The following is a 25,874-nucleotide window of genomic DNA, read 5'->3' as shown; positions in this document are numbered from 1 at the left end:
CTATGAGCTCTATTTCATTATAACCTTCTTCTTATTTTACAAGAAAAACTTACGGATGTCATTCCATGTTACAACTAACATAAGCAACATTAATAATGCAAACCCAATAAAGTGAACCATTCCTTCTTTTTGACGATCAATTGGTTTTCCTCGTAACGCTTCAATTAAGAAGAAGAACAAACGTCCACCGTCTAAAGCTGGGACTGGTAATAAATTAAATAAACCAAGGTTAATACTTAAAACTGCCGCTAAACTTAGTACACGCGTAAATCCATAATCTACAACTTGATCTGTTAGATTATAAATTCCTACTGGACCTGACAACTCATTAATAGAAAATTGACCCGTTACTAATTTCACAAGAGAATCAAAAATTAGTTTCGTCCATTCGTATGTTTGTTCAAACCCTGATTTAATAGAACCCATCACTGTTTTCTCTACAGGAGAATAAACACCAATTCTACCAACTTCGTCTTTTCCTTCTTTATCAAGCGTTGGTGTTACTTTCACATTAAATTGCTCACTATCACGCTTTACATGTAACGTAATTTCTTTATTTGGGTTTTCACGTACAATCGTTACAACATCTTTCCATGTACTAGTGTTCTTCCCATTGATTGCTTGAATTGTATCGTTTTCTTTTAATCCAGCTTGTTCTGCAGCACTATTCTCCATTACTTTTCCAACCATCGGTTTGTCAACAGGAACTCCTTGTACAAATCCAAGAATCACAAAAATAACAAATGCTAGAATAAAGTTCATTGCAGGACCTGCAAAGATTGTTAGAGCACGTTGGCCCAATTTTTTAGAGCCAAATTGTCTATTGTACGGAGCGATTTGAATTTCTTCTCCCGCAGAAATGATACGAGCTTTTTCATTCACTCGGAATGTTTGCAGCTCTTCCTCGTACTCTTCATAACCCAAAATTGTAAGATTATGCTCTAAATCAGCTTGTTCGACTTCAATGACACGAACATTTGGATATTTTTCATGTCCATCAAAAACTAATTTCACAACTTCGTCTTTTTCATTTAATACAAGTCCAACCTTTTTTCCAGGTTTTAACTCAACTGTGTCCGCATCCTCGCCAGCCATTCTTACATAGCCACCAAGGGGCAGTAATCGAATCGTATACACCGTTTCATTCTTTTCAAATGAGAATATTTTCGGACCAAAACCAATCGCAAACTCGCGGCACAAAATACCTGCTCTTTTTGCGAAATATAGATGCCCTAGCTCATGGAAAAATACGAGTGCACCGAAAATTAATATAAAGGCAATCGCTGTATTCAATTCCATAACCACCTTTGCTAAATTTGTTCCATCACAAACCGTCTTGTGGCTGCGTCAATTTCCTGAATTTCCTCTAAGCTCGGACGTGCAATGACAGTGTGATGGTGCATTGCTTTTTCAATGAGGTCTTCCACTGTTAAGAAACCAATTCTCTTTTGTAAAAAAGCTTCAACAGCTACTTCATTTGCCGCGTTCATTACAGCCGGCATACTTCCACCTGTCTTTCCAGCTTCATACGCAAAACGTAGACAACGGAAACGCTCTTGATTCATTTTCTCAAAATGCAATGTTCCCATTTCCCATAAATTTAACTGTTTCGTGTCTGAAAGAGGTAATCTATCAGGATATGTAAGCGCGTATTGAATCGGTACTCGCATATCAGGTGAGCCAAGCTGTGCCATTACACTACGATCTTCAAATTCAACCATAGAATGAATAATACTTTCTTTATGTAGAACAACATCGATTTGCTCATAAGGGATACCAAAAAGCCAGTGTGCTTCAATTACTTCTAGCCCCTTATTCATCATTGTAGCAGAATCAATTGTAATTTTCGAACCCATTGACCAGTTTGGATGACGAAGTGCATCTTCTACGGTCACTTGATGCAATTCATCTCTCGTTTTATCACGAAAACTTCCGCCTGAAGCAGTTATAATTAAGCGAGAGATTCTTTTTTCATTTTCACCATTCAAGCATTGAAAAATAGCTGAATGTTCACTGTCTACTGGAAGTAACGATACATTATGTTTTCGTGCTGCTTCCATTACAAGATGCCCTGCAGTTACTAACGTTTCTTTATTTGCAATTCCAATTGTTTTTTTCGCCTCAATTGCGCGGAGTGTCGGTAACAACCCTACGCTACCTACAATAGCATTCACTACAATTTCTGTATCTGGGTGCAGCGCTACTTCTAATAAGCCTTCGCTACCATATACTACTTTTGTATTACCAGAAACAGCTTGTAATTTTAAAACATCTTCCTCTCTTTGCACAGAGACAATTTGCGGGGAAAATTCTTGAATTACCTTTACTGCATAATCAACATTTTTCCCTACAGAGAAAGCAACGAGACGGAATTGGTCTGGGTGCGAGCGTAACACATCTAATGTTTGTGTACCGATTGATCCGCTTGCACCTAGTAAACTAATGTTTTTCATGACTCCAACCCCTCGTTCATTTATTAATTGTATTGTAATAAGAAGTATAGAATTGGTAACACAAATAACCAACTATCTGTTCGATCTAAAATACCACCATGTCCAGGTAAAATTGTACCTGAATCCTTTACACCATAATGGCGTTTAAATGCAGATTGCACTAAATCACCAATTTGTCCAAAAATAGAAATGATAATCGTCAGAACGATTAAAACTCCTACATTCGCTTCAACTGGGAAGAACATATTGTAAACAAGTGCAACAACAATTCCACAAACAATACCGCCTAATGAACCTTCAATCGTTTTATTCGGACTAATTTCTGGCCATAATTTTCTTTTTCCAAATGCTTTCCCTATGAAATATGCACCTGAATCAGTTGCCCATATGACAAATAGTGCACAGAACACATATTTGATTCCTAATATTCTCGTTTCATTTAAATATAAGAATCCCATTCCAACATATGTCGTTGCCATAAGTAAAAATGAAGCATTGTCAAAAGTAAATGTATTCTTAGAAAGGACTGTATATGATAAAAGTAATAAAACAATCACAAATGTGATTTCTAATTTACCTAATCCAATCCACGTAAACAGTTCTGATGCACTACTCGGAATTAAAATAATCCACAATAATACTGCAGCTAAAACTGTTGGTACCGAAATAAGCGTAAGCTTGTTCATACGAATTAATTCATATAAACCTATAGAAGCAAGTGCATACACTAAAACTGTAAAAGGCACGCCACCGTAAATTACGATGGGAATGAATAGCGCGGCAGCAATCACTCCAGTAATAATTCTCTGTTTCACTACCAAACCCTCTCTTTCTACACGCCTCCGAATCTGCGCCCTCTATGTTGAAAGTCTGTAATCGCATTTAGTAAATGTTCCTCGGTAAAATCTGGCCAATACACATCTGTAAACCAAAATTCCGAATAAGCAATTTGCCATAACATGAAATTACTAATACGTAGCTCTCCGCTTGTACGGATTAACAACTCTGGATCAGGTAAAGAACTCGTCATTAAGTAAGAAGAAATCTTTTCTTCACTTATTTCTTCCGAACGAATTTTTCCTTCCTCACTATCTTTCATCATATGTTGCACAGCAGAAACGATTTCATCTCGACTTCCATAGTTTAACGCGAAATTAAGAATTAATCCCGTATTCTCTTTCGTATCTTCCATGGCTTTTTCCATCGCTCTGCGCGTATGCGTAGGAAGACGATCTTTTTGCCCTATTACTCGGACTTGTACGTTTTCTTCAATCAACTCTGGTAAAAATGCACCTAAAAATTCTTCTGGAAGCTTCATCAAATAATCAACTTCTTTTTTCGGTCTTTTCCAGTTCTCAGTCGAAAAAGCATAAAGAGTTAATACTTTCACATCAAGTTTACTTGCAAATTTTGTGATTTTCTTCACAACTTGCATACCTTCATGATGACCAGCAATGCGAGGCATGGCTCTTCTCTTTGCCCATCTTCCATTACCATCCATAATAATAGCAATATGTTCTGGGATATATCCTTTTTTCACTTTTTCAATGAGATGATCAAACGATGTGACCTTTTTACTTTTAAAAAAAGGAAACTTTTTAAACATCATTCATACCCTCCAACAAGCAGACGTATGCCTAAAAGTGTAAAAAGACCCCCTTAAGAAGAGGGTCATATTTGCGAAATTATCGCTATTACACTTCCATAATTTCTTTTTCTTTGTTTTTTGCGATTTCGTCAACTTTTGCAATATATTTATCTGTTTCTTTTTGGATATCTTCAGTATATCCTCTTAAATCATCTTCTGTAATGTCGCCAGCTTTTTCAAGCTTCTTAAGGTCATCATTACTGTCACGACGTACGTTACGAACAGCAACTTTTGCTTCCTCAGCATATTTTTTCACAACTTTTACAAGATCGCGACGACGCTCTTCTGTTAATGCAGGGAATGCAATACGAATTACAGTTCCATCATTAGAAGGGTTTAAGCCTAAATCTGCTTTTAAAATTGCTTTTTCAATATCACCGATAGAAGTTTTATCATAAGGTTGAATTACAAGCAAACGTGCTTCTGGAACTGTAATGTTCGCTAATTGCACAACTGGTGTTGGTGCACCATAGTAATCAACTTGTACCTTATCTAATACAGACGAGCTTGCACGACCAGCGCGAACTGTTGCTAATTCACGAGAATAAGCAGCAACTGCTTTTTCCATTTTTTCATTTGAAGACTTCAATACTTGTTGTCCCATAATTTATTTCCCCCTTACAACTGTTCCAATATTTTCGCCTAAAACGGCACGTTTAATGTTACCTTTTTCCATAACCGAGAATACAATTAATGAAATATCATTATCCATACATAAAGAAGAAGCTGTAGAATCCATTACACCTAAACCTGCTTTTAATACATCTAAGTAAGTAAGTGTTTCGTATTTCGTAGCTGTTGGGTCAATAGATGGATCTGCACTATATACGCCATCCACATTATTTTTCGCCATTAAAATAACGTCCGCTTCGATTTCAGCTGCACGTAATGCTGCTGTTGTATCTGTAGAGAAGTATGGGTTACCTGTACCTGCAGCAAAGATAACAACACGTTTTTTCTCTAAGTGACGAATTGCTTTACGACGAATGTAAGGCTCTGCCACTTGACGCATCTCAATTGAAGTTTGTACGCGAGTTTGAATTCCAATATTCTCTAAGCTATCTTGAAGAGCTAATGAATTCATAACTGTTGCTAACATGCCCATGTAATCTGCTCCTGCACGATCCATGCCCATTTCGCTTCCAATTTTCCCACGCCAAATGTTACCGCCACCAACAACAACAGCAACCTCTACATCAAGTTCTGCAATTTCTTTCACTTGTTCCGCAACTGACTTAATAACAGCTGGGTTAATTCCAAATCCTTGCTCGCCAGCTAAAGCTTCTCCGCTCAGCTTTAAAACGACACGATTATATTTCGGTTTACTCATAATGAACCTCCAATTGCTTACATCTTTATTTTAAAAAAGGGAACACAATGTGTTCCCTAATCTGTATTAGTTGTTACCTTTTACTTGGTTCATTACTTCTTCAGCAAAGTTGTCTTCGCGTTTTTCGATACCTTCACCAACAGCGTAGCGAACGAATCCTTTTAATGTTCCGCCTTTAGACTCAACGAATTGACGAACTTTCATGTCAGGATTCTTAACGAATGTTTGGTCAAGTAAGCAAATCTCTTCAAAGAATTTGCCAAGACGGCCTTCTACCATTTTCGCAACGATTTTTTCAGGCTTGCCTTCGTTTAAAGCTTGTTGTGTTAATACTTGACGCTCATGCTCAACTTCTTCAGCTGTTACAGCATCGCGGTCGATGTATTTAGGGTTAACTGCTGCGATGTGCATTGCTACATCTTTAGCAGCTGCTTCGTCAGTAGAACCTTCAAGAACTGTTAATACACCAATACGTCCACCCATGTGTAGGTAAGCGCCGAATGCATCAGCATCAGTTTTTGATACGATTTCGAAACGACGAAGTGTAAGTTTTTCACCAATTTTAGCGATTGCTTCGTTGATGTGCTCTTCTACTGTTTTGCCGCCTTCGATTGTTTGAGCCATAGCTTCTTCAACGTTAGCAGGTTTGTTAGCTAATAAGTGAGCAGCTAATTCTTTAATTAACGCTTGGAAACCTTCGTTTTTCGCAACGAAATCAGTCTCAGAGTTTAATTCTAAGATTAAACCTTCGTTACCGTTTGTTTCGATGAAAGTTAAACCTTCAGCAGCGATGCGGTCTGCTTTTTTAGCAGCTTTCGCAATACCTTTTTCACGTAAGAAGTCAATTGCTTTCTCCATGTCGCCGTTAGTTTCTGTTAAAGCTTTTTTGCAGTCCATCATACCTGCGCCAGTTTTTTCGCGAAGTTCTTTTACCATTTGTGCAGTGATTGCCATATTTTTCATCCTCCTAAAATATGTATTTATACCTTTTATAAAGGTGTTTATACCTTAAAAAAGGTGATAAAAGGCCGAACCCCTTATCACCTTTCCAAATTTGTTACGCAGTAACAGTTTCTTCACCTTGTTTTGTTTCAAGGATCGCGTCTGCCATTTTAGATGTAAGAAGTTTTACAGCACGAATTGCATCATCGTTTGCTGGAATAACGTGATCGATTTCGTCCGGATCACAGTTTGTATCAACGATACCGATGATTGGAATGTGTAATTTGCGTGCTTCAGCAACTGCAATACGCTCTTTACGAGGGTCTACTATGAATAATGCACTTGGAAGACCTTTCATATCTTTAATACCGCCTAAGAATTTCTCAAGACGCTCTAACTCTTTTTTAAGTTGAACAACTTCTTTCTTAGGAAGTACTTCGAAAGTACCATCTTCTTGCATTCTTTCGATATCTTTAAGACGCTTGATACGCTTTTGGATTGTTTGGAAGTTTGTTAAAGTTCCACCTAACCAACGTTGGTTAACGAAGTACATACCAGCACGAGTTGCTTCTTCTTTAATAGCTTCTTGTGCTTGTTTTTTAGTACCTACGAATAAAATGTCTCCACCTTCAGCAGCGATGTCACGCATCGTTCTGTAAGCTTCCTCAACTTTTTTCACAGTTTTTTGTAAGTCGATGATGTAGATACCGTTACGCTCTGTGAAGATGTAACGCTTCATTTTTGGGTTCCAACGACGAGTTTGATGTCCGAAATGAACACCAGCTTCAAGCAATTGTTTCATAGAAATTACTGACATAATTTAGTTCCTCCTAAATGGTTTTTTTGATATCCTCCGTTTACTTCATCTCTAAGCGAAACTACGAACGTAGCACCAACACTTAAATCAGTAAACGTGTGTACTTTGTACTGACACCACTGCTTACTATATCATACTGAAATATTACAATCAAGTCGAAAATGCGAACAATGTAAAACTTTCTTTTTTTCACGCTCAAATCCTAGTATTACCAACCTTCAATTCCTTTAAGCAAGGAATTGAAGGTTAATTAATAGTTTTCTAATGAATGTTGTCATGACGCCTTACGTAAGCAAAATCATTCACTTGAAAAACAAAAAACTCTCCTCAAGCGAGGAGAGTTTTTTTATAAATTAGTTTGTTTTTAATTTAGCAAGTTCCTGTAGAAACTTGTCGTTTAGCACTTTAATGTATGTTCCTTTCATACCTAAAGAGCGAGACTCAATAACACCAGCACTTTCTAATTTACGTAGTGCATTTACGATTACCGAACGAGTAATTCCTACGCGATCAGCAATTTTACTTGCAACAAGTAAACCTTCTGTTCCATTTAATTCTTCGAAGATATGCTCGATTGCTTCTAACTCACTGTAAGATAATGAGCTAATCGCCATTTGAACAACAGCTTTACTACGTGCTTCCTCTTCGATTTCTTCTGCTTTTTCACGTAAGATTTCCATACCTACAACAGTTGAGCTGTATTCAGCAAGAATTAAATCATCGTCTAAGAACTCTTGACCAAGACGAGCTAACACTAGTGTACCTAGACGCTCACCGCCACCAACGATTGGTACGATTGTAGTTAAACCTTGACCGAATAATTCTCTATTTTCTACTGGGAATGCTGTGTAGTCACTATCCACACCTAAATTTGAAGATGTTTCTGTAACATTGAATAAACTTTGCGTATACTCTTCTGGGAATTGACGCTCTGCAAGCATGTGCTTCATACGTTCGTTTTCGATTTGTTGGTGAATCGCATATCCTAATAATTTACCGCGACGACTTACAACGAACACGTTCGCTTCAATTACTTCACACATTGTGTCAGACATCTCTCTAAAGTTTACAGGCTTTCCTGCTGCGCTCTGTAATAACGCATTTAATTTTCTCGTTTTTGCTAATAATTCCATTTCAAAATTTCCTCCTACATGTTACTTACATATTTTTTCATCACTTGGAAACTAGGGCGAGTCACCTGATGACACTATTACAAAATAAACTGGCTCACATCTTTATTTTTAGCTATTGTCGCTAATTTTTCCTCAACATATTGAGGTGTTATCGTTATTTTCTCTAACGTAATTTCAGATGCCTCAAACGATAAATCTTCAAGGAGCTTCTCCATAACAGTATGAAGTCTTCTCGCTCCAATATTATCTGTATCCTGATTAACTTGATAAGCAATCTCAGCAATCTTACGAATAGCTTCGTCTGAAAATTCAATTTCTATACCTTCAGTCGCTAATAACGCCGTGTACTGTTTAATTAGCGCATTGTCAGGCTCGATTAATATTTTAACAAAATCATCCGCCGATAATTTTGTTAATTCTACTCGAATCGGAAATCTCCCTTGCAATTCCGGAATTAAATCCGACGGTTTAGACATATGGAACGCTCCAGCTGCAACAAATAAAATATAATCCGTTTTTACTGATCCATATTTCGTTGCTACATTCGACCCTTCTACAATCGGTAAAATGTCACGTTGCACACCTTCACGCGATACATCTACGCTATTCGACTGCTTACCAGCAATTTTGTCAATTTCATCGATAAAAATAATCCCGAGCTGTTCAGCACGATAAACAGCCTCTTGTGTAACTTCATCCATATCAATTAAGCGCTGTGCCTCTTCATTTGTCAAGAGTTTTCTTGCTTCTTTTACAGAAAGTTTACGTTTTTTCGTTTTTTTCGGCATGATACTTCCTAGTGCATCTTGGAAATTCATTCCCATTTGCTCCATGCCAGTTCCTTGCAACATATCAAACATAGAAGACTGTTGTTCCGTCACTTCGATCGATATCACTTCATCTTCAAGAAGGCCTGCCGCAAGCTTTCTTTCCACATCTTGACGTTTCTTTTCGATTTCATCATCTTCCTGTGCATCAGATGTTTGGTTTGAATTTTGATTACCACCAAAAAGCATTTCTAATGGATTTTTAAATCCAGATTGTTTCTCCGGACTCGGCACTAAAATTTCAACAAGACGTTGATTCGCTTGCTCTTCTGCTTTATCTTGAACTTTAACTACCATTTCCTCTTTCACAATACGAACAGACGTTTCAACAAGGTCGCGGACCATCGACTCTACATCTCGACCCACATATCCAACTTCTGTAAATTTCGTCGCTTCAACCTTAATAAAAGGTGCTCCAACGAGTTTCGCCATTCGCCGTGCTACCTCTGTTTTACCAACACCTGTCGGTCCAATCATTAAAATGTTTTTAGGTGCAATTTCATCACGTAAATTTTCAACTAATTTACTGCGACGGTATCGATTTCGTAGAGCTACAGCAACCGCTTTCTTTGCATCTTTTTGACCGATGATGTATTGATCTAATTTTTCCACAATTTGACGCGGAGTAAAATGTAAATGCATATAAAATGCCTCCCTTACGATTCTACAATTCTTCAACAATTATGTTGTGGTTCGTATAAACACAAATATCGCCTGCAATTTCTAAACTGGCCTTCGCAATTTGTTTCGCTGTTAAATGTTCACTTGCATGTTGCTTTAAAGCACGACCAGCAGCAAGTGCATAATGTCCGCCTGAACCAATTGCTAAAATACCATCATCTGGTTCAATCACTTCTCCTGTACCTGAAACAAGGAGCATCGTTGTTTTATCCATGACAATGAGCATTGCTTCTAGCTGACGTAGCATTTTATCACCACGCCATTGTTTCGCCATCTCAACTGCAGCGCGCTGCAAGTTGCCATTATACTCTTCTAATTTTCCTTCAAACATTTCAAAAAGAGTAAATGCATCAGCAACTGATCCTGCAAAACCAGCTAAAACTTTCCCTTGGAAAAGTTTGCGAACTTTGCGAGCTGTATGTTTCATTACAACAGCATTCCCCATCGTTACCTGACCATCTCCAGCCATTGCACATTCTCCATTATGATGAACTGCAAATATCGTTGTAGCGTGGAAATTTCCCATAGAAAAAACTCCTTTATATGTTTTTATAGCCTTAAAAGCAATTTATGCCCGCGGGTGATGCTTCATGTACACAGAACGCAATCTTTCTTTAGAGACATGCGTATAAATTTGTGTGGTTGACAAATTCTCATGACCTAATAGCTCCTGCACAGTACGTAAATCCGCTCCTTCATCCAACATATGTGTAGCAAATGTATGCCTTAACATATGGGGACTTATTCGCATTGTAAGTGAAGCTTTCTTAATGAGTTCGTTCAAAACATAACGTACACCCTGATCTGTTAACGGCTTACCTTTCGCATTTAAAAATACCATATGAGATTGTTCTTCAGTCTTTTGAGCTAACTGTTTTCTCCCGTTCTCTATATAAGTAATTAAAGCATCTTGTGCATAGCTTCCGAACGGAATATATCTTTGTTTTTTCCCTTTTCCCATCACTAAAATTGTTCCCACTGCAAAGTCAATGTCGGTAAGTTGCAAATTAACGCATTCGCTTACACGAATCCCAGTTGCATACATCAACTCTAATAAAGCTTGATTCCTTTGACCTAATGGTGCCCCTGTATCAGAAACTTCAAACAATTCCTCTAACTCTTCAGCATATAAAAACTTTGGGATTGACAATTCTTTCTTGGGAAGTGACGCAAGTGCAAACGGATTATCTTTTTGATAACCTTCACGCATCAAAAAACGATATAAACTTCGTAAGCTTGATACTTTCCTTGCGACAGATTTACGGGCTAACTTCTGATCGTGCAACGTCGTCAAGTATAAACGAACATCCGCGTATGTAACATCTAAAAAAGAGGATATGCCTTCTCGCTCCATAAATTGCACAAAATGTTCTAAATCATTTTGATAACTTGCAATTGTATATTTTGAATAATTTCTTTCAATTTGTAAATATCCAACGAATAATTGTAACAATTTCTTCACATTCACATCCATATAATTCACCTCAATAAAGGCTACTAAATCGTATCACAACTTAGTAGCCTTTGCAAGAAATTTAATTAAATATTTACAAAATTTTGAATTGTTTCCAAAGCGCGTGTAGCATATGCTTCATTTCGCTCTTGTTTCTTTTTAATTTTCTTCTCTAACGGTGTAAATAAACCGAAGTTTGCATTCATTGGCTGGAAGTTTTTCGCATTTGTCGCAGTAATATAATTCGCCATACTTCCCATTGCAGTTACAGGTGGTAATACAACTGGCTCTTCACCTTGTACAAGTCGAGCAGCGTTAATACCCGCTAATAATCCTGATGCTGCTGATTCAACATAACCCTCTACACCAGTCATTTGACCAGCGAAGAATAAATCATCACGTTGTTTATATTGATATGTTGGACGAAGCAAATTAGGCGAATTAATAAACGTATTACGATGCATTACACCATAACGTACAATCTCTGCGTTTTCTAGTCCTGGAATTAGCTGTAACACTTCTTTTTGTGGCCCCCACTTTAAATGTGTTTGGAAGCCTACAATATTGTATAATGTTCCTGCTGCATCATCTTGACGTAACTGAACAACCGCGTACGGTGTTTTCCCTGTTTTCGGATCTTCTAACCCAACAGGCTTCATCGGTCCAAATACTAACGTCTGTCTCCCTCTACTTGCCATAACTTCTACTGGCATACAACCTTCAAAGAAAATTTCTTTTTCAAATTCTTTTAAAGGCACTGTCTCAGCAGCAATTAAAGCCTCATAAAAACGATCAAACTCTTCTTCTGTCATTGGACAGTTTAAATATGCCGCTTCACCTTTATCATAACGGGATTTTAAATATACTTTATTCATGTCAATGCTGTCTTTCTCAACGATCGGCGCTGCAGCATCATAGAAATAAAAATAATCTTCACCTGTTAATTTTTTTAATTGTGCAGAAAGATCCGGAGACGTAAGTGGACCTGTCGCAATAACAGTTGGTCCCTCTGGAATTTCAGTGATTTCCTCATTCATTACAGTTACGTTCGGATGATTTTTCACATATTCAGTCACTTTCGCCGCGAATTCATGACGGTCTACAGCTAAAGCACCTCCTGCTGGTACAGAGCACTCATCAGCTGCACGAATAATGACAGAATCCATTAGACGCATTTCTTCTTTAATAACACCAACAGCATTTGTTAATGTGTTTGCACGAAGTGAGTTACTACATACTAATTCAGCAAATTTATCTGTATGATGAGCTGGTGTTTGCCTTACTGGTCTCATTTCATATAATTTTACTTGGACACCACGCTTTGCAATTTGGTAAGCTGCTTCGCTTCCTGCAAGACCTGCGCCAATGACGTTTACTACTTGTGTTGTCATATATATCACCTTTCCTTTTCTTCCCGAAAAAAATGTGAGCAGTTACGCTCACATTTGTTGTTCTTCTTCATAATCACACGAAATACATTGTACTTGCACGCCTTTTTTTAACTTTTTCTCTACGAGCATACCTTCACACTTCGGACATTTACGACCAATCGGCTTATCCCAAGATACAAAGTCACATTCTGGATACGTACCGCATCCGTAGAAAAGGCGTTTCTTTTTATTACTACGTCGTTCAATAATTTGCCCTTTATCACACTTCGGACAAGTAACACCGATTTCTTTTACAATCGGTTTTGTATTACGACATTCCGGGAAATTTGAACAAGCCATAAACTTCCCATATTTACCCATTTTAAAAACCATCGGGTGACTACATAATTCACAGTCTTCCCCAGCTGGTTCATCTTTAATTTCCACTTCACGCATTTCTTTTTCCGCTTTTTCTAAACGCGGTTCAAATCCTACGTAGAAATCATCAACAATTTTCACCCAATTTGCATTTCCTTCTTCTACTTCATCAAGGCTTTGCTCCATATTGGCAGTAAATTCAATGTTAATAATTTCTGGGAAAAACTCTAAAATAAGTTCGATTACTATTCCACCAAGCTCAGTCGGAACGAAGCGTTTATTATCTAAAGCAACGTATCCTCGTTTTTGGATTGTTTCAAGTGTCGGTACATAAGTAGACGGTCTCCCAATTCCAAGCTCTTCAAGTGTTCTTACTAGACGAGCCTCTGTATAACGCGGCGGAGGCTGTGTGTAATGTTGCTTTGGTTCTATATCTTTTGAAAATACAGTTTCACCTACTTCTAACGGTGGCAACATCTTATCCTTTTCTTCCGCACCATCATCTTTCGACTCTACGTACACTTTCATAAATCCTGGGAACTTTACAACTGATCCACTTGCACGGAACTGAACATTGTTATTAATGAGTTTCGCTGTAACAGTATCCATTATAGCAGATGCCATTTGACTTGCAACAAATCGCTCCCAAATCAGTTTATACAAACGGAGTTGATCACGACTTAAGAAACTTTTTAGTTCCTCTGGCTTTCTCATTACCGAAGTAGGACGAATCGCCTCATGCGCATCTTGTGCTTTCGACTTTTTCGTTTCTTTCCTCTTCTCTGTTCCTATGTATTCCGCACCAAACGCCTCAGTAATGTAATCACGAGCCTCTGTTTGAGCTGTTTCTGAGATACGTGTTGAATCAGTTCTCATATACGTAATAAGACCTACAGTCCCTTGTTTTCCAAGATCTATCCCTTCATACAGCTGCTGTGCAAGCATCATTGTTTTCTTTGCTCGCATATTTAACTTACGCGCTGCCTCTTGTTGCAAGGAAGATGTTGTAAACGGTAATGCAGGGTTACGCTTTCGCTCTTTTCGCGTTACATTTTCAACCGAAAACGCATTGTCTTTCATCTTTTCGATTATTTCGTTCACTTGTGCTTCGTTCGTTAATTGAACTTTTTCACCATCTACACCGTAAAAGCTTGCTTCAAATGTGTCTTTCCCTTTCACAAATTCTGTTTTAATTGTCCAGAATTCTTCAGGTTCAAAACTTTGAATTTCTTTTTCACGTTCGATGATTAAACGAACTGCTACAGATTGTACGCGTCCTGCACTTAATCCTTTTTTTACTTTCTTCCATAATAAAGGACTAATATTGTAACCAACAAGACGATCGAGTATACGCCTTGCCTGTTGTGCATCTACTAAATCCATATTAATTGCACGAGGATATTTAAATGATTCTTTTATTGCATCTTTTGTAATCTCATTAAATACAACTCGGCAATCTGATTCAACGTCCACATTTAACGTATTTGCTAAATGCCAAGCAATTGCTTCTCCTTCACGATCCGGATCGGCCGCGAGATAGACTTTCTTTGCTTTTTTTGCCGCTGATTTTAAATCTTTTAAAACGGGACCCTTACCACGAATGGTAATATACTTCGGGGTGAAGTTATTCTTTACTTCTATCCCCATTTGGCTTTTAGGTAAATCGCGGACATGTCCCATGGACGCGACGACTTTGTATTTTTTCCCTAAATATTTTTCAATGGTCTTCGCCTTAGAAGGCGACTCCACGATTACGAGGTAATCTGACATGCTAGTGCCTCCTTAAGAGGTGGATTCAAGTCTTCATCAATCTTATTGATTTCTCTTGTTTTTGTCAATCAAGAATGAATATACCATACAGCGACAATCTACCATTTGTCAATAATTGTTTAATAAAAACATAAAAATATATGGTTAATTTAAAATTTCTTCAAGGATATCCTCCGCATTTCTTACTAGCTTTGCGCCTTGTTGAATTAGATGATTCGTTCCCGCTGCACTCTCTATAAATATAGGTCCAGGAAGCGCAAACACCTCTCTATTTTGTTCTAGCGCAAGGTCTGCAGTAATAAGGGATCCACTTCTCGTTTTTGCTTCTACAACTAAAACACCTTTACTTATACCGCTAATAATTCGATTTCTTTTGGGGAAATACCATTTTTTCGGCACATAATGAGGCGGATACTCTGTCAATAACAATATATAATCTTTCCACATGTCATACAAACCTCTATTCTCCTTTGGATACATATAAGATAATCCGTGTCCTAATATTGCAATGGTCGGGCAATGCTGCCTTACTGTAATTTCATGAGCAATTGTATCTATCCCTCTTGCAAACCCACTAACAATAAGCCATTCTTTTTCAAGCAAAGGGTGTAAGATAAACCTCATACTCTCCTTTCCATATAAAGACGGTTCTCTCGTTCCAACAATTGCTAATTTATTTACTTTATTTAGAAAATCTCTTTCTCCTTTTCCGTATAAAACAAAAGGGGGATCTTGTATTTCTCGCAGTAATTGTGGATAGTCCTTATCCCATATTGTTATATAAAATATTCTCTTTTTTTCTAACTGGGATACATATTGTTGGAGATTTGAAATTTGAAGAAAATTTACTAGTTCTAAAGATTTTTCCGAGGATATTCCAGCGTGATATTCAAATTGTTTCGGACTAAAATTGTATATTCCCTTCAGTTCTGGATCAAGATATAGTAGTCTCTCCATCGCCTTCCAATGATCCGCCAACATGTAATGAAGGTGCAATAAACGTTCTCTTTTCATCCAAATTCTCCTTACCCATAATTTTTATTATGTAAACAAAAAATGTGTAAAAAGACACCCTCTAATAAGAAGGTGCCTTTCAAAAAGATTAGTAGTTTTTACAAGTCTCAAATAATCCCTTTTCTTTTAAAACAGAGATTAATGTTTCACCCATAACAGCTGGTGTTTCCGCTACTTTAATACCACAAGCTTCCATTGTTTTAATCTTTTCAGCAGCAGTTCCTTTGCCGCCAGAAATGATCGCCCCAGCATGACCCATACGTTTGCCTTCAGGCGCTGTTTGACCACCAATGAAGCCTACAACTGGTTTTGTCATATTAGCTTGTACCCATTCTGCTGCTTCTTCTTCTGCCGTACCGCCGATTTCACCAATCATAATTACAGCATGCGTTTCTTCATCTTCATTAAATGCTTTTAACGCATCAATAAAGTCCGTACCGTTAACAGGGTCTCCCCCGATACCTACAGCAGTAGATTGGCCAATACCTTCTTGCGTTAACTGATGTACAGCTTCATACGTTAATGTACCAGAGCGAGATACGATACCAACATGACCTTTTTTGTGAATATATCCTGGCATAATACCAATTTTACATTCGTCAGGTGTAATGACACCAGGGCAGTTTGGTCCAAGTAAACGTGTATGTTTACCCGCCATATATCTCTTTACGTTTACCATATCTAATACAGGGATTCCTTCAGTAATACATACTACTAAATCAACCTTTGCATCAACTGCTTCCATAATTGCATCAGCCGCAAAAGCGGGTGGAACGTATACAACTGAAGCGTTTGCGCCTGTTGCTTTCACAGCATCTTCTACTGTATCAAATACTGGTACGCCTTCAATATCAGTGCCACCTTTACCTGGTGTTACACCACCTACAATTTTCGTACCGTATTCAATCATTTGCTTTGTATGGAATAATCCTTGAGAACCTGTAATACCTTGAACAATAACTTTTGTATCTTTATTAACTAATACGCTCATTTTTCTCCCCCGCTTTCTATTAGCCCACTAGTGAAACAATTTTTTGTGCACCGTCTGCCATAGATTCTGCTGCAACAATATTTAAACCAGACTCATTTAAAATTTTCTTTCCTAGCTCTACGTTTGTACCTTCAAGACGTACAACTAAAGGCAACTCAAGACCTACCTGCTTCGTCGCTTCAATAACACCTTCTGCGATAACATCACACTTCATAATGCCACCAAAAATGTTAACGAAGATACCTTTTACATTTTTGTCAGAAAGGATAATTTTGAATGCTTCTGTAACTTTTTCAGCTGTTGCGCCGCCACCAACATCTAAGAAGTTAGCCGGGTCACCATGGTAATGTTTAATGATATCCATTGTAGCCATTGCTAAACCTGCACCATTAACCATACAACCGATATTTCCATCTAAAGGAATGTAGTTTAAGTCATATTTAGAAGCTTCAATTTCTTTTGAATCTTCTTCTTCAAGATCACGAAGTTCTAAAATATCTTTATTGCGATATAACGCATTAGAATCAAAGTTTAATTTTGCATCTAACGCCATAACTTTACCGTCACCTGTTGTAACAAGTGGATTAATCTCAGCGATAGAGCAATCTTTTTCGATAAACGCACTGTATAAGCCCATCATAAACTTCACAGCTTGTCCTACAAGTTCTTTTGGAATATTGATGTTAAACGCGATTCTACGCGCTTGGAAACCTTGTAAACCTACTGCTGGATCAATATATTCTTTAAAGATTTTTTCAGGCGTTTTTTCTGCTACTTCTTCAATTTCTGTTCCACCTTCTTCAGATGCCATTAAAACAACTTGAGAAGTTGCACGATCTAATACAAGACCTACATAATATTCTTTTTTAATATCGCAACCTTCTTCGATAAGTAAGCGTTTTACTTCCTTACCTTCAGGACCTGTTTGATGCGTCACAAGTGTAGTTCCTAAAATGCTTTCTGCATATGTACGAACTTCTTCTAAATTTTTCGCAACTTTTACACCGCCAGCTTTGCCGCGTCCACCAGCGTGAATTTGCGCTTTAACTACACATACTTCCGTTCCTAATTCTTTCGCTGCTTCTACAGCTTCTTCTACTGTAAATGCAACCTTCCCGTTCGGAACGCTAACCCCATAGCTTCTAAGGACTGCCTTACCTTGGTACTCATGGATATTCATGGTCCCATCCTCCCCTGTTTTCCTGTTTTACTCGAAAAGTTTTTTAATGTTTAAAAAACATTACATTGCCATTGTATAAGATGATTGGCACGCTGTCTACAATAAAGTGTCAGAAAACTGAAATCGCTTTATTCTTTTTCGAAAATAATAATGTTTATATACCAAAATAAAAAATAAGCTGTGAATATACAGCTTATTTTTGAATCATATCTTTAATTGGCGCGAATGATTTTCGATGTTCCTCTAATACTCCATGCGCTTCAATCGCTTCTAAATGTTGTTTCGTCCCATATCCCATATGTTGTTCAAATCCATATGCAGGATACTTTCCTCCTAACTCTTTCATCATGCGATCTCTCGTCACTTTCGCAATAATAGATGCAGCTGAAATAGAGACACTTTTCGCATCACCTTTAATGATTGATGTTTGCGGAATTGATGTAGGAAGCTTCATCGCATCGATTAATAAATATTCTGGTGTACACGATAAATTAGCAACGGCATCTAACATCGCTTGCTTCGTCGCTTGATAAATATTTATTTCATCAATAACTTGTGGTGATATAATTCCAACTCCAATCGCAATTGCATGCTCTTTAATTTCATCATAAAAACGCTCACGTTTCGCTTCACTTAATTTTTTCGAGTCATTTAATCCTGGAATATAAAAATCTTCCGGAAGAACGACAGCCGCCGTCACAACCGGTCCTGCTAACGGCCCACGACCCACTTCATCAATACCAGCAATGTATGTGAGCCCTTTTTCACGTAACTCATTTTCGTACTTTGACATTTCTAGAAATTTTTCTCTTTCTTTTTGCGCTAACTCTTTTTGTTTATACCACTTCAAAATTAGTTTTTGAACACCTTTTCGCTCATCGTTCACTAACATTTGAAAACGCTCGTCTTCTTCATTCATAATTTCTTGCAGCAAACATTCAGCTTCTTGAATAGTCATTTTTTGCATCTATTTACACTCCTTTTAAACGTAACCAAAAAGAAAAGACGTACAAACGCACGTCTTATACTTCTTCTACTTTTTCCACATCTTCTACCTGCTCTGCAAACTCTTCTGGTGTTTCAAACGTCATTTTTCCAAATCTTCCACCACGAAGCTCACGAAGTATAAGCTCAGATGTTTTATCATAATCAATCATTCCGCCGCCCATTAAGCAACCTCTGTTTTTTCCAATCGCATCAAATAACTCCACAATTTCTTCTGGAATGTCATTTAAATTATATCGCTCTTTTAAACGTTCTGGATAATGTTTTTCCATAAAACGTAACGCATAAATAGCTACATCCTGTAAATTTAATATAGAATCTTTAATTGCACCAGTCGTCGCTAAACGAAGACCAACTAATTCATCTTCAAATTTAGGCCACAAAATACCTGGTGTATCTAATAATTCCATTTCTTTCCCAACTTTAATCCACTGCTGGGCCGTTGTCACACCAGGACGATCTCCTGTTTTTGCTATATTTTTCTTCGCTAATTTATTAATCAGTGTAGATTTACCAACGTTTGGAATACCTACAATTAAAGCACGAATTGCTCTTGGTCTAATACCTTTAGCAACCATTTTATCGAATTTTTCTTTGACAAGAACTTTACAAGCTGCTGCAATTTCTTTCATACCTTGTCCAGCTTGCGCATTAATTGAAATTGCCTTTTGACCTCTTTCATCAAAATATGCAATCCACTGCTTTGTAAGACGATCATCCGCCATATCCGCTTTATTTAAAACAACAAGCCTTGGTTTATGTGTAATAATTTCATCAATCATTGGATTACGAGAAGATAAAGGTAATCGAGCATCTACAAGCTCAATTACAACATCAATTAACTTTAATTTTTCTGTTACTTGGCGTCTAGCCTTTGCCATATGTCCTGGGAACCATTGAATTACCATGTTGCCACCTTCTTTTTCTTTTATTTCACAATACGTGCATCTTTTAACGGCCAATATAGCATATTTGCTTTACCTATCATTTGGTCCATTGAAATTGTACCAATCGAACGGCTATCTTTACTAAAACGACGATTATCGCCTAAAACAAATAATTGACCTTCTGGAACAGTTTTCTTTCCTGTCATTTCTTCAAGAGTAAAATCATATGTAAGCGGTCCGTCAGCAAGTTGTTTTTTCTGCTTATCTAAATACGGCTCCTCATAAGGTTTCCCGTTAACATATAGTTTATCATTACGGTATTCGATTTCGTCGCCTGGCAGGCCAATAATACGCTTAATATAATCTTTTTCTTCCGTCGCTCGGAATACAATAATATCAAAGCGTTTCGGATCACCTATGTGATAGCCAATTTTATTAACAATCATTCGATCACGGTCATGTAAAGTCGGCGACATCGATACACCGTCTACGAGAATTGGGGCAAAGAAAAACTGTCTAATTACGCCCGCTAATACAACAGCAATCAAAATTGCTTTGATCCATTCCCAAAGTGAGCTCTTCTCTTTCTTCATGCTTTCCCCTCCACTGTTATGTAAGCTGCTCGTATTATACCAAAATTTCATATAGATTGGAAAAAGGGAGCTTGTGTATTTACAAGCTCCCATACATGTCTTATCGAATTTCTTTAATACGTGCTTTTTTACCGCGAAGGTTACGTAAGTAGTATAACTTAGCACGACGTACTTTACCACGGCGAAGTACTTCGATGTTCGCGATTCTTGGCGTGTGAACTGGGAATGTACGCTCAACACCTACACCGTAAGAAATCTTACGAACTGTGAATGTTTCACTGATTCCGCCACCACGACGTTTAATTACAACACCTTCGAAAAGCTGAATTCTTTCACGAGTTCCCTCAACTACTTTTACGTGTACACGTAAAGTGTCTCCAGGACGGAATGAAGGAAGGTCAGTTTTCAATTGGCCTTTTGTGATTTCTGTGATTAATTGTTGCATATTAAATTCTCTCCTTTAAACAGATGCTCTTATAAAGTCTTATTAAATTACAGCGGAACATCGTTAATACGGCTACTGATTTCAGTAGCACAAATGTTATAATAGCATATTGCTAGGACTGTTGCAATAGAAAATATATCAAGCCCTTATCGGTCTTCTTTAATCTGTTCCATCCATTTCTCTTCTTGCTTAGATAATTCTCGTTCTTCCAGTAAATCCGGTCTACGTGTGTACGTACGACGTAGTGACTCTTTATGGCGCCATTCATCAATGTTTTTATGATTTCCTGACATTAGTACATCCGGTACCTTCATACCACGAAAATCAGCAGGACGTGTATAATGTGGGTGTTCTAACAAACCTGTGCTAAAAGAGTCTTCCACTTGTGACGCTTGATTCCCAAGCACTCCTGGCAAAAGACGTACAACACTGTCAGTGACTACCATAGAAGCCAATTCTCCACCCGTTAATACGTAATCCCCAATAGAAATCTCGTCTGTTACAAGATGCTCACGAATTCGTTCATCGTATCCTTCATAATGGCCACATACAAAAATAACATGCTCTTCTCCAGCAAGCTCTTCTGCCTTCTTCTGCGTGAAACGCTCTCCTTGTGGACACATTAAGACGATTCTCGGCTTACGGTCTGTTTCCTTCGTTAACTCTTCTACTGCGTCAAAGATAGGCTGTGGGGTTAATACCATACCAGCGCCCCCACCATACGGATAATCATCTACACTATTATGCTTACTAGTTGTATACTCACGAAAATTGACAACACGAAGCTCTACCGCTTCTTTTTCTTGTGCTTTCTTTAAAATTGAAGACCCAAATACACCCGTAAACATATCTGGAAACAATGTTAAAATGTCAATTTTCATTATAGTAGCCCTTCCATTACATGAATGGTTACTAATTTATTTTCAATGTTAACTTGAAGTACAACGTCATCAATATAAGGAATTAACAAATCTTGACCCTTTGGACGTTTAATCACCCAAACGTCATTCGCACCAGGAGATAGAATCTCTTTGATTGTCCCTAACGCTTCTCCTTCTTCCGTTACAACGTTGCAACCAATAATTTCATGGTAGTAGTATTCGCCTTCAGCTAGTTCGCCTAACTGCTCTTCTGGCACTTTTATTAAAGAACCTTTTAACTTCTCTACTTCATCTACATTGTTGTATCCTTCAAGTGTTAATAAATCAAATGTCTTATGTTGACGATGAGAAGTTACCTTCACTGTAAGATAGTCTGTACCTTTCTCATCCCATATGTATAACGTGTTCCCTACTTTATATCGCTCTTCTGGAAAATCAGTACGAGAAATAACACGAATTTCTCCTTTTACGCCATGAGTATTTACAATTTTCCCTACATTAAACCACTTTGTCATAAATAGTATGTCACCCCTGGTTTCTATATAAATTAAGCATTTCCATTTTATATATGGAACATGCAATTTCTCTTTAAATGTTAAAAAAGGGAGAGGAAATAACTCCTCGCCCTTTTTACGTTTATTGAATTTCCAGTGTGACGTTCTCATCATTATGATGTCCCACTGAATACAAGAGCATTCTAATCGCTTTCGCAACTTTCCCTTGCTTTCCAATGACTTTTCCAACATCCTCAGGATGTACAGTTAATCGATACTTTATTTCTCCGTTGCAAAGTTCCTGTGTAACTTTTACATCTCCAGGATGATCCACAAGAGGTTTAACAATTGTCTCGACTAACATTTTCATTGTCATTGCCTCAATTACTTACCTTGTTTAGATAAGTGGAATTTCTCCATGATACCTTGGTTAGAGAAAAGGTTACGAACTGTATCAGATGGTTTAGCACCATTTCCTAACCATTTTAATGCTGCTTCTTCGTTGATCTTAACTTCCGCTGGTTGAGCAACCGGATTGTAAGTACCGATTTCCTCAATGAAACGTCCGTCACGAGGAGAACGAGAATCTGCAACAACTACACGATAGAAAGGAGTTTTTTTAGCTCCCATACGTTTTAAACGAATTTTAACTGCCATTTATAAAGCACCTCCGAATTTATTTCACACAGATAATTATATTAGCAAAAAGACTATTGCTTTGTAAAGTATTTTTTCTTAACAGAGCCATCTTTTTTCCTTACATGAATGGAAACTTCAATCCACCTAGTCCTTTTTTCTTACCTTTTTGCATTCCCGTCATCGTCTTCATCATTTTTTTCATATCATCAAATTGCTTGATTAGACGATTGATTTCTTGTACCGTTGTACCGCTACCTTTGGCAATGCGCTTTTTACGACTAGCATTGATTATTTCCGGTTGTTCTCGTTCTACTTTAGTCATAGAACGAATAATTGCCTCAATATGCCCAATTTGTTTTTCATCAACTTGTGCATTTTTCAGCCCTTTAATTTTATTTGCACCAGGAAGCATTCCTAACAATTCGTCAAGTGGTCCAAGTTGACGCACTTGTCCAAGTTGTTCTAGGAAATCGTCAAGCGTAAACGAAAGCGTACGCATTTTTTGCTCAAGTTCTTTTGCTTTCTCTTCATCAACTGTAGCTTGCGCTTTTTCAATTAATGTTAAGACGTCGCCCATCCCTAAAATACGGGATGCCATACGTTCTGGATGGAACGCTTCAATTGCATCTAGTTTTTCACCCATACCAGCAAATTTAATTGGTGTATTTGTTACAGCCTTAATAGATAATGCCGCACCACCGCGCGTATCACCATCTAATTTCGTTAGTACAACACCTGTTAATCCTAACTGTTCATGGAAACTTTGTGCTACATTTACCGCGTCTTGTCCTGTCATCGCATCGACAACAAGGAAAATTTCATCCGGCTTCGCAACTTCTTTGACTTTCGCTAATTCACCCATTAGTTCTTCATCAATATGCAGGCGACCCGCTGTATCGATTAAAACGTAATCGTGATGATCTTCTTTTGCTTTCGCAATCGCTTGTTTCGCAATTTCAACCGGACTTACTTGATCTCCTAAAGAGAAAACAGGCATGTCCAATTGCTTCCCTAATGTTTCAAGCTGTTTAATCGCTGCTGGACGGTAAATATCCGCTGCAACAAGCATCGGTTTACGATTATGCTTTTTACGAAGCAAATTTGCAAGCTTACCTGTCGTCGTTGTTTTACCCGCACCTTGCAGACCAACCATCATTATAACAGTAGGTGGCTTATTAGCAACAGCAATTTTGCTTTGCTCTCCGCCCATAAGTTCTGTAAGTTCTTCCTGTACGATTTTAATTACTTGTTGTCCAGGTGTCAAACTTTTCATTACATCTTGTCCGACAGCACGCTCAGACACACGCTTTATAAAATCTTTTACTACTTTAAAGTTAACATCCGCTTCTAAAAGAGCTAGACGAACTTCTCTCATCATTTCTTTTACATCGGCTTCAGAAACTTTTCCTTTGCCGCGGATTTTTTGCATTGTCTGTTGAAGTCGGTCGGCTAATCCTTCAAATGCCATATTGCCGCCCTCCTAATCTAATTTTTCGATAGCTTCAACAACTTGTTTCATTTCTTCATTCACATGCTCTTCTTCGCTGAGTAGCTGTTTTAGCTTTGCAACAAGTCGCTGTCGCTCTTGAAACTTTTGAAGTAATACTAATTTATCTTCATATTCTTCAAGCATCGCTTCAGTCCGTTTAATGTTATCATACACGGCTTGGCGACTTACATCAAATTCTTCCGCAATTTCACCAAGAGATAAATCATCTAGATAATAAAGCGACATATAACTTCTTTGTTTTTGCGTTAACAACGATTGATAAAAATCAAATAAATAGTTCATTCTCGTTGTTTTCTCGAGCATGTTGGATCATCCTTTGTTAAGTGATTTCCCTTTACATGACTTAGTTTACATGGAGTATAAAAGAGTGTCAAGTTTTTTTCTTAACATCACATATTTTTATAAAAAAAGAAGCGGAAATACCACTTCTTTCACTTACACTTCTTCTGTTTCTACTACGTTCGCAAACAAACCATAAACATATTGTTCTGGATCAAACTGTTGCAGATCATCCATTTGCTCTCCTAGCCCAACAAATTTCACCGGAACATCCATTTCGTTACGAATCGCTAAGACGATACCACCTTTAGCAGTTCCATCTAACTTCGTTAAAACAATACCAGTAACATTCGTTGCTTCACGGAATGTTTTCGCTTGGCTTAAACCATTTTGCCCTGTTGTTGCATCAATAACAAGTAATACTTCATGAGGAGCCCCTGGTACTTCACGCTCAATTACACGCTTCACTTTCTCTAACTCATTCATTAAGTTTACTTTATTTTGTAAGCGTCCCGCTGTATCACATAGCAATACATCCACTTTACGGGCCTTTGCCGCTTGTACAGCATCATACATAACAGCCGCTGGATCAGATCCTGATCCTTGCTTAATTACTTCTACACCAACACGATCGCCCCATACTTCTAATTGCTCAATCGCCCCAGCACGGAATGTATCTCCTGCCGCCAATAGGACAGACTTACCTTCTGATTTAAATTTATGTGCAAGCTTACCAATCGTCGTCGTTTTCCCCACACCATTCACACCAACAAATAAAACTACTGTTAATTGATCCTCTTGTATATTAACTTCATTACTAAAATCGCTGTCACCTTTGTAAATGCCCACTAGCTTTTCAGAAATAACAGCCTGTACTTCTTTCGGATCTTGAATGTTACGACGTTGCACTTCTTCTTTCAACTGATCAATTAATTCCATCACTGTCGAAACTCCGACATCCGCACTAATTAAAATTTCTTCTAATTCTTCAAAGAAATCTTCGTCTATTTTGCGGTAACGGTACACTAAGTCATTTACTTTATCAGCAAATGAATTTCTCGTTTTTTCTAATCCTTGTTTAAACTTCTCTGTTACCGTATCCGTTTGTTTTGAAATTTTTTCTTTTAATTTTTTTAAAAAGCTCATACTTCCCA

The 25,874-nt window shown here is 37.7% G+C and carries 28 protein-coding genes; all 28 read right to left on the bottom strand.

All coding sequences use genetic code 11. The annotated features are described in order from the left end of the window. Positions 1-36 precede the first annotated feature (36 nt). The 28 genes from rseP to ftsY all read right to left on the bottom strand — a co-directional run bounded on the left by rseP (position 37) and on the right by ftsY (position 25,866). Complete coding sequence (gene rseP / locus MR155_RS03645) at positions 37-1,293, bottom strand: RIP metalloprotease RseP (protein WP_002088169.1); 1,257 nt, start codon at positions 1,291-1,293, stop codon at positions 37-39. Positions 1,294-1,310: 17 nt separating this feature from the next. Next, positions 1,311-2,453 (bottom strand): 1-deoxy-D-xylulose-5-phosphate reductoisomerase, encoded by a 1,143-nt coding sequence (dxr, locus tag MR155_RS03640; protein WP_242307975.1) that lies wholly within the window; start codon positions 2,451-2,453, stop codon positions 1,311-1,313. Positions 2,454-2,476: 23 nt separating this feature from the next. Then, a complete protein-coding gene (gene cdsA, locus MR155_RS03635; RefSeq protein ID WP_002088171.1) occupies positions 2,477-3,268 on the bottom strand; it encodes a phosphatidate cytidylyltransferase in 792 nt (263 codons plus the stop codon). Between the two features lie 17 nt (positions 3,269-3,285). Continuing rightward, a complete protein-coding gene (locus MR155_RS03630; protein ID WP_002014545.1) occupies positions 3,286-4,062 on the bottom strand; it encodes an isoprenyl transferase in 777 nt (258 codons plus the stop codon). Positions 4,063-4,147: 85 nt separating this feature from the next. Further along, positions 4,148-4,705 (bottom strand): ribosome recycling factor, encoded by a 558-nt coding sequence (gene frr / locus MR155_RS03625; protein WP_000531506.1) that lies wholly within the window; start codon positions 4,703-4,705, stop codon positions 4,148-4,150. A gap of 3 nt (positions 4,706-4,708) precedes the next feature. Continuing rightward, positions 4,709-5,431: a UMP kinase gene (gene pyrH, locus MR155_RS03620; protein WP_002014544.1), complete on the bottom strand. Its 723-nt coding sequence runs from the start codon at positions 5,429-5,431 to the stop codon at positions 4,709-4,711. A gap of 66 nt (positions 5,432-5,497) precedes the next feature. Continuing rightward, complete coding sequence (gene tsf, locus MR155_RS03615) at positions 5,498-6,385, bottom strand: translation elongation factor Ts (protein ID WP_002088177.1); 888 nt, start codon at positions 6,383-6,385, stop codon at positions 5,498-5,500. A 103-nt stretch (positions 6,386-6,488) separates the two neighbouring features. After that, a complete protein-coding gene (gene rpsB / locus MR155_RS03610; protein WP_002088178.1) occupies positions 6,489-7,190 on the bottom strand; it encodes a 30S ribosomal protein S2 in 702 nt (233 codons plus the stop codon). Positions 7,191-7,543: 353 nt separating this feature from the next. Next, entirely contained in the window at positions 7,544-8,323 is a 780-nt protein-coding gene (gene codY / locus MR155_RS03605) for a GTP-sensing pleiotropic transcriptional regulator CodY (RefSeq protein ID WP_002014541.1), read from the bottom strand. Between the two features lie 77 nt (positions 8,324-8,400). Next, the gene (gene hslU, locus MR155_RS03600; RefSeq protein WP_002014539.1) at positions 8,401-9,792 is read right to left on the bottom strand and encodes an ATP-dependent protease ATPase subunit HslU; all 1,392 of its coding nucleotides are present in this window, start codon (positions 9,790-9,792) and stop codon (positions 8,401-8,403) included. 22 nt (positions 9,793-9,814) lie between these two features. After that, positions 9,815-10,357, bottom strand: coding sequence for an ATP-dependent protease proteolytic subunit HslV (gene hslV / locus MR155_RS03595; protein ID WP_002014538.1), 543 nt, complete (start codon positions 10,355-10,357; stop codon positions 9,815-9,817). Between the two features lie 42 nt (positions 10,358-10,399). Continuing rightward, the gene (xerC, locus tag MR155_RS03590; RefSeq protein WP_078175468.1) at positions 10,400-11,299 is read right to left on the bottom strand and encodes a tyrosine recombinase XerC; all 900 of its coding nucleotides are present in this window, start codon (positions 11,297-11,299) and stop codon (positions 10,400-10,402) included. Between the two features lie 71 nt (positions 11,300-11,370). Next, positions 11,371-12,675 (bottom strand): FADH(2)-oxidizing methylenetetrahydrofolate--tRNA-(uracil(54)-C(5))-methyltransferase TrmFO, encoded by a 1,305-nt coding sequence (trmFO, locus tag MR155_RS03585; RefSeq protein WP_002066796.1) that lies wholly within the window; start codon positions 12,673-12,675, stop codon positions 11,371-11,373. 48 nt (positions 12,676-12,723) lie between these two features. After that, positions 12,724-14,802 carry a type I DNA topoisomerase gene (gene topA / locus MR155_RS03580; protein WP_002088184.1) on the bottom strand — a complete coding sequence of 693 codons (2,079 nt, stop codon included), beginning with the start codon at positions 14,800-14,802 and terminating at the stop codon, positions 12,724-12,726. 144 nt (positions 14,803-14,946) lie between these two features. Then, positions 14,947-15,816 (bottom strand): DNA-processing protein DprA, encoded by an 870-nt coding sequence (gene dprA, locus MR155_RS03575; protein WP_242307970.1) that lies wholly within the window; start codon positions 15,814-15,816, stop codon positions 14,947-14,949. 88 nt (positions 15,817-15,904) lie between these two features. Beyond that, complete coding sequence (sucD, locus tag MR155_RS03570) at positions 15,905-16,807, bottom strand: succinate--CoA ligase subunit alpha (protein WP_002033796.1); 903 nt, start codon at positions 16,805-16,807, stop codon at positions 15,905-15,907. A gap of 19 nt (positions 16,808-16,826) precedes the next feature. Next, positions 16,827-17,987, bottom strand: coding sequence for an ADP-forming succinate--CoA ligase subunit beta (gene sucC, locus MR155_RS03565; RefSeq protein ID WP_002014529.1), 1,161 nt, complete (start codon positions 17,985-17,987; stop codon positions 16,827-16,829). 193 nt (positions 17,988-18,180) lie between these two features. Further along, positions 18,181-18,954 carry a ribonuclease HII gene (locus MR155_RS03560; RefSeq protein WP_242307968.1) on the bottom strand — a complete coding sequence of 258 codons (774 nt, stop codon included), beginning with the start codon at positions 18,952-18,954 and terminating at the stop codon, positions 18,181-18,183. A 55-nt stretch (positions 18,955-19,009) separates the two neighbouring features. Next, complete coding sequence (gene ylqF, locus MR155_RS03555) at positions 19,010-19,900, bottom strand: ribosome biogenesis GTPase YlqF (RefSeq protein ID WP_002088188.1); 891 nt, start codon at positions 19,898-19,900, stop codon at positions 19,010-19,012. A gap of 20 nt (positions 19,901-19,920) precedes the next feature. Further along, on the bottom strand, positions 19,921-20,472 hold the full coding sequence (gene lepB, locus MR155_RS03550; RefSeq protein ID WP_002088189.1) for a signal peptidase I: 552 nt from the start codon (positions 20,470-20,472) through the stop codon (positions 19,921-19,923). Positions 20,473-20,572: 100 nt separating this feature from the next. After that, entirely contained in the window at positions 20,573-20,917 is a 345-nt protein-coding gene (gene rplS / locus MR155_RS03545) for a 50S ribosomal protein L19 (protein ID WP_002014524.1), read from the bottom strand. A gap of 146 nt (positions 20,918-21,063) precedes the next feature. Beyond that, the gene (trmD, locus tag MR155_RS03540) at positions 21,064-21,798 is read right to left on the bottom strand and encodes a tRNA (guanosine(37)-N1)-methyltransferase TrmD (RefSeq protein ID WP_242307964.1); all 735 of its coding nucleotides are present in this window, start codon (positions 21,796-21,798) and stop codon (positions 21,064-21,066) included. Beyond that, positions 21,798-22,313 (bottom strand): ribosome maturation factor RimM, encoded by a 516-nt coding sequence (rimM, locus tag MR155_RS03535; RefSeq protein WP_002014521.1) that lies wholly within the window; start codon positions 22,311-22,313, stop codon positions 21,798-21,800. Before rimM ends, trmD begins: the two co-directional genes overlap by 1 nt. Before the next feature lie 121 nt (positions 22,314-22,434). Then, on the bottom strand, positions 22,435-22,662 hold the full coding sequence (locus MR155_RS03530) for a KH domain-containing protein (RefSeq protein WP_002088196.1): 228 nt from the start codon (positions 22,660-22,662) through the stop codon (positions 22,435-22,437). Between the two features lie 14 nt (positions 22,663-22,676). Further along, positions 22,677-22,949 carry a 30S ribosomal protein S16 gene (gene rpsP / locus MR155_RS03525; protein ID WP_000268750.1) on the bottom strand — a complete coding sequence of 91 codons (273 nt, stop codon included), beginning with the start codon at positions 22,947-22,949 and terminating at the stop codon, positions 22,677-22,679. A gap of 100 nt (positions 22,950-23,049) precedes the next feature. Continuing rightward, a complete protein-coding gene (ffh, locus tag MR155_RS03520) occupies positions 23,050-24,399 on the bottom strand; it encodes a signal recognition particle protein (protein WP_002014519.1) in 1,350 nt (449 codons plus the stop codon). Between the two features lie 12 nt (positions 24,400-24,411). Beyond that, the gene (locus MR155_RS03515; RefSeq protein WP_002033794.1) at positions 24,412-24,744 is read right to left on the bottom strand and encodes a putative DNA-binding protein; all 333 of its coding nucleotides are present in this window, start codon (positions 24,742-24,744) and stop codon (positions 24,412-24,414) included. 132 nt (positions 24,745-24,876) lie between these two features. Beyond that, complete coding sequence (gene ftsY, locus MR155_RS03510; RefSeq protein WP_002088200.1) at positions 24,877-25,866, bottom strand: signal recognition particle-docking protein FtsY; 990 nt, start codon at positions 25,864-25,866, stop codon at positions 24,877-24,879. Positions 25,867-25,874 lie beyond the last annotated feature (8 nt).

It is taken from the genome of Bacillus cereus group sp. BfR-BA-01331 (assembly GCF_022663915.1).
Taxonomy (GTDB): Bacteria; Bacillota; Bacilli; order Bacillales; family Bacillaceae_G; genus Bacillus_A; species Bacillus_A mycoides.
The sequence above is the reverse complement of the archived record's forward strand: the minus strand, read 5'-3'. Positions and strand labels throughout refer to the sequence as shown.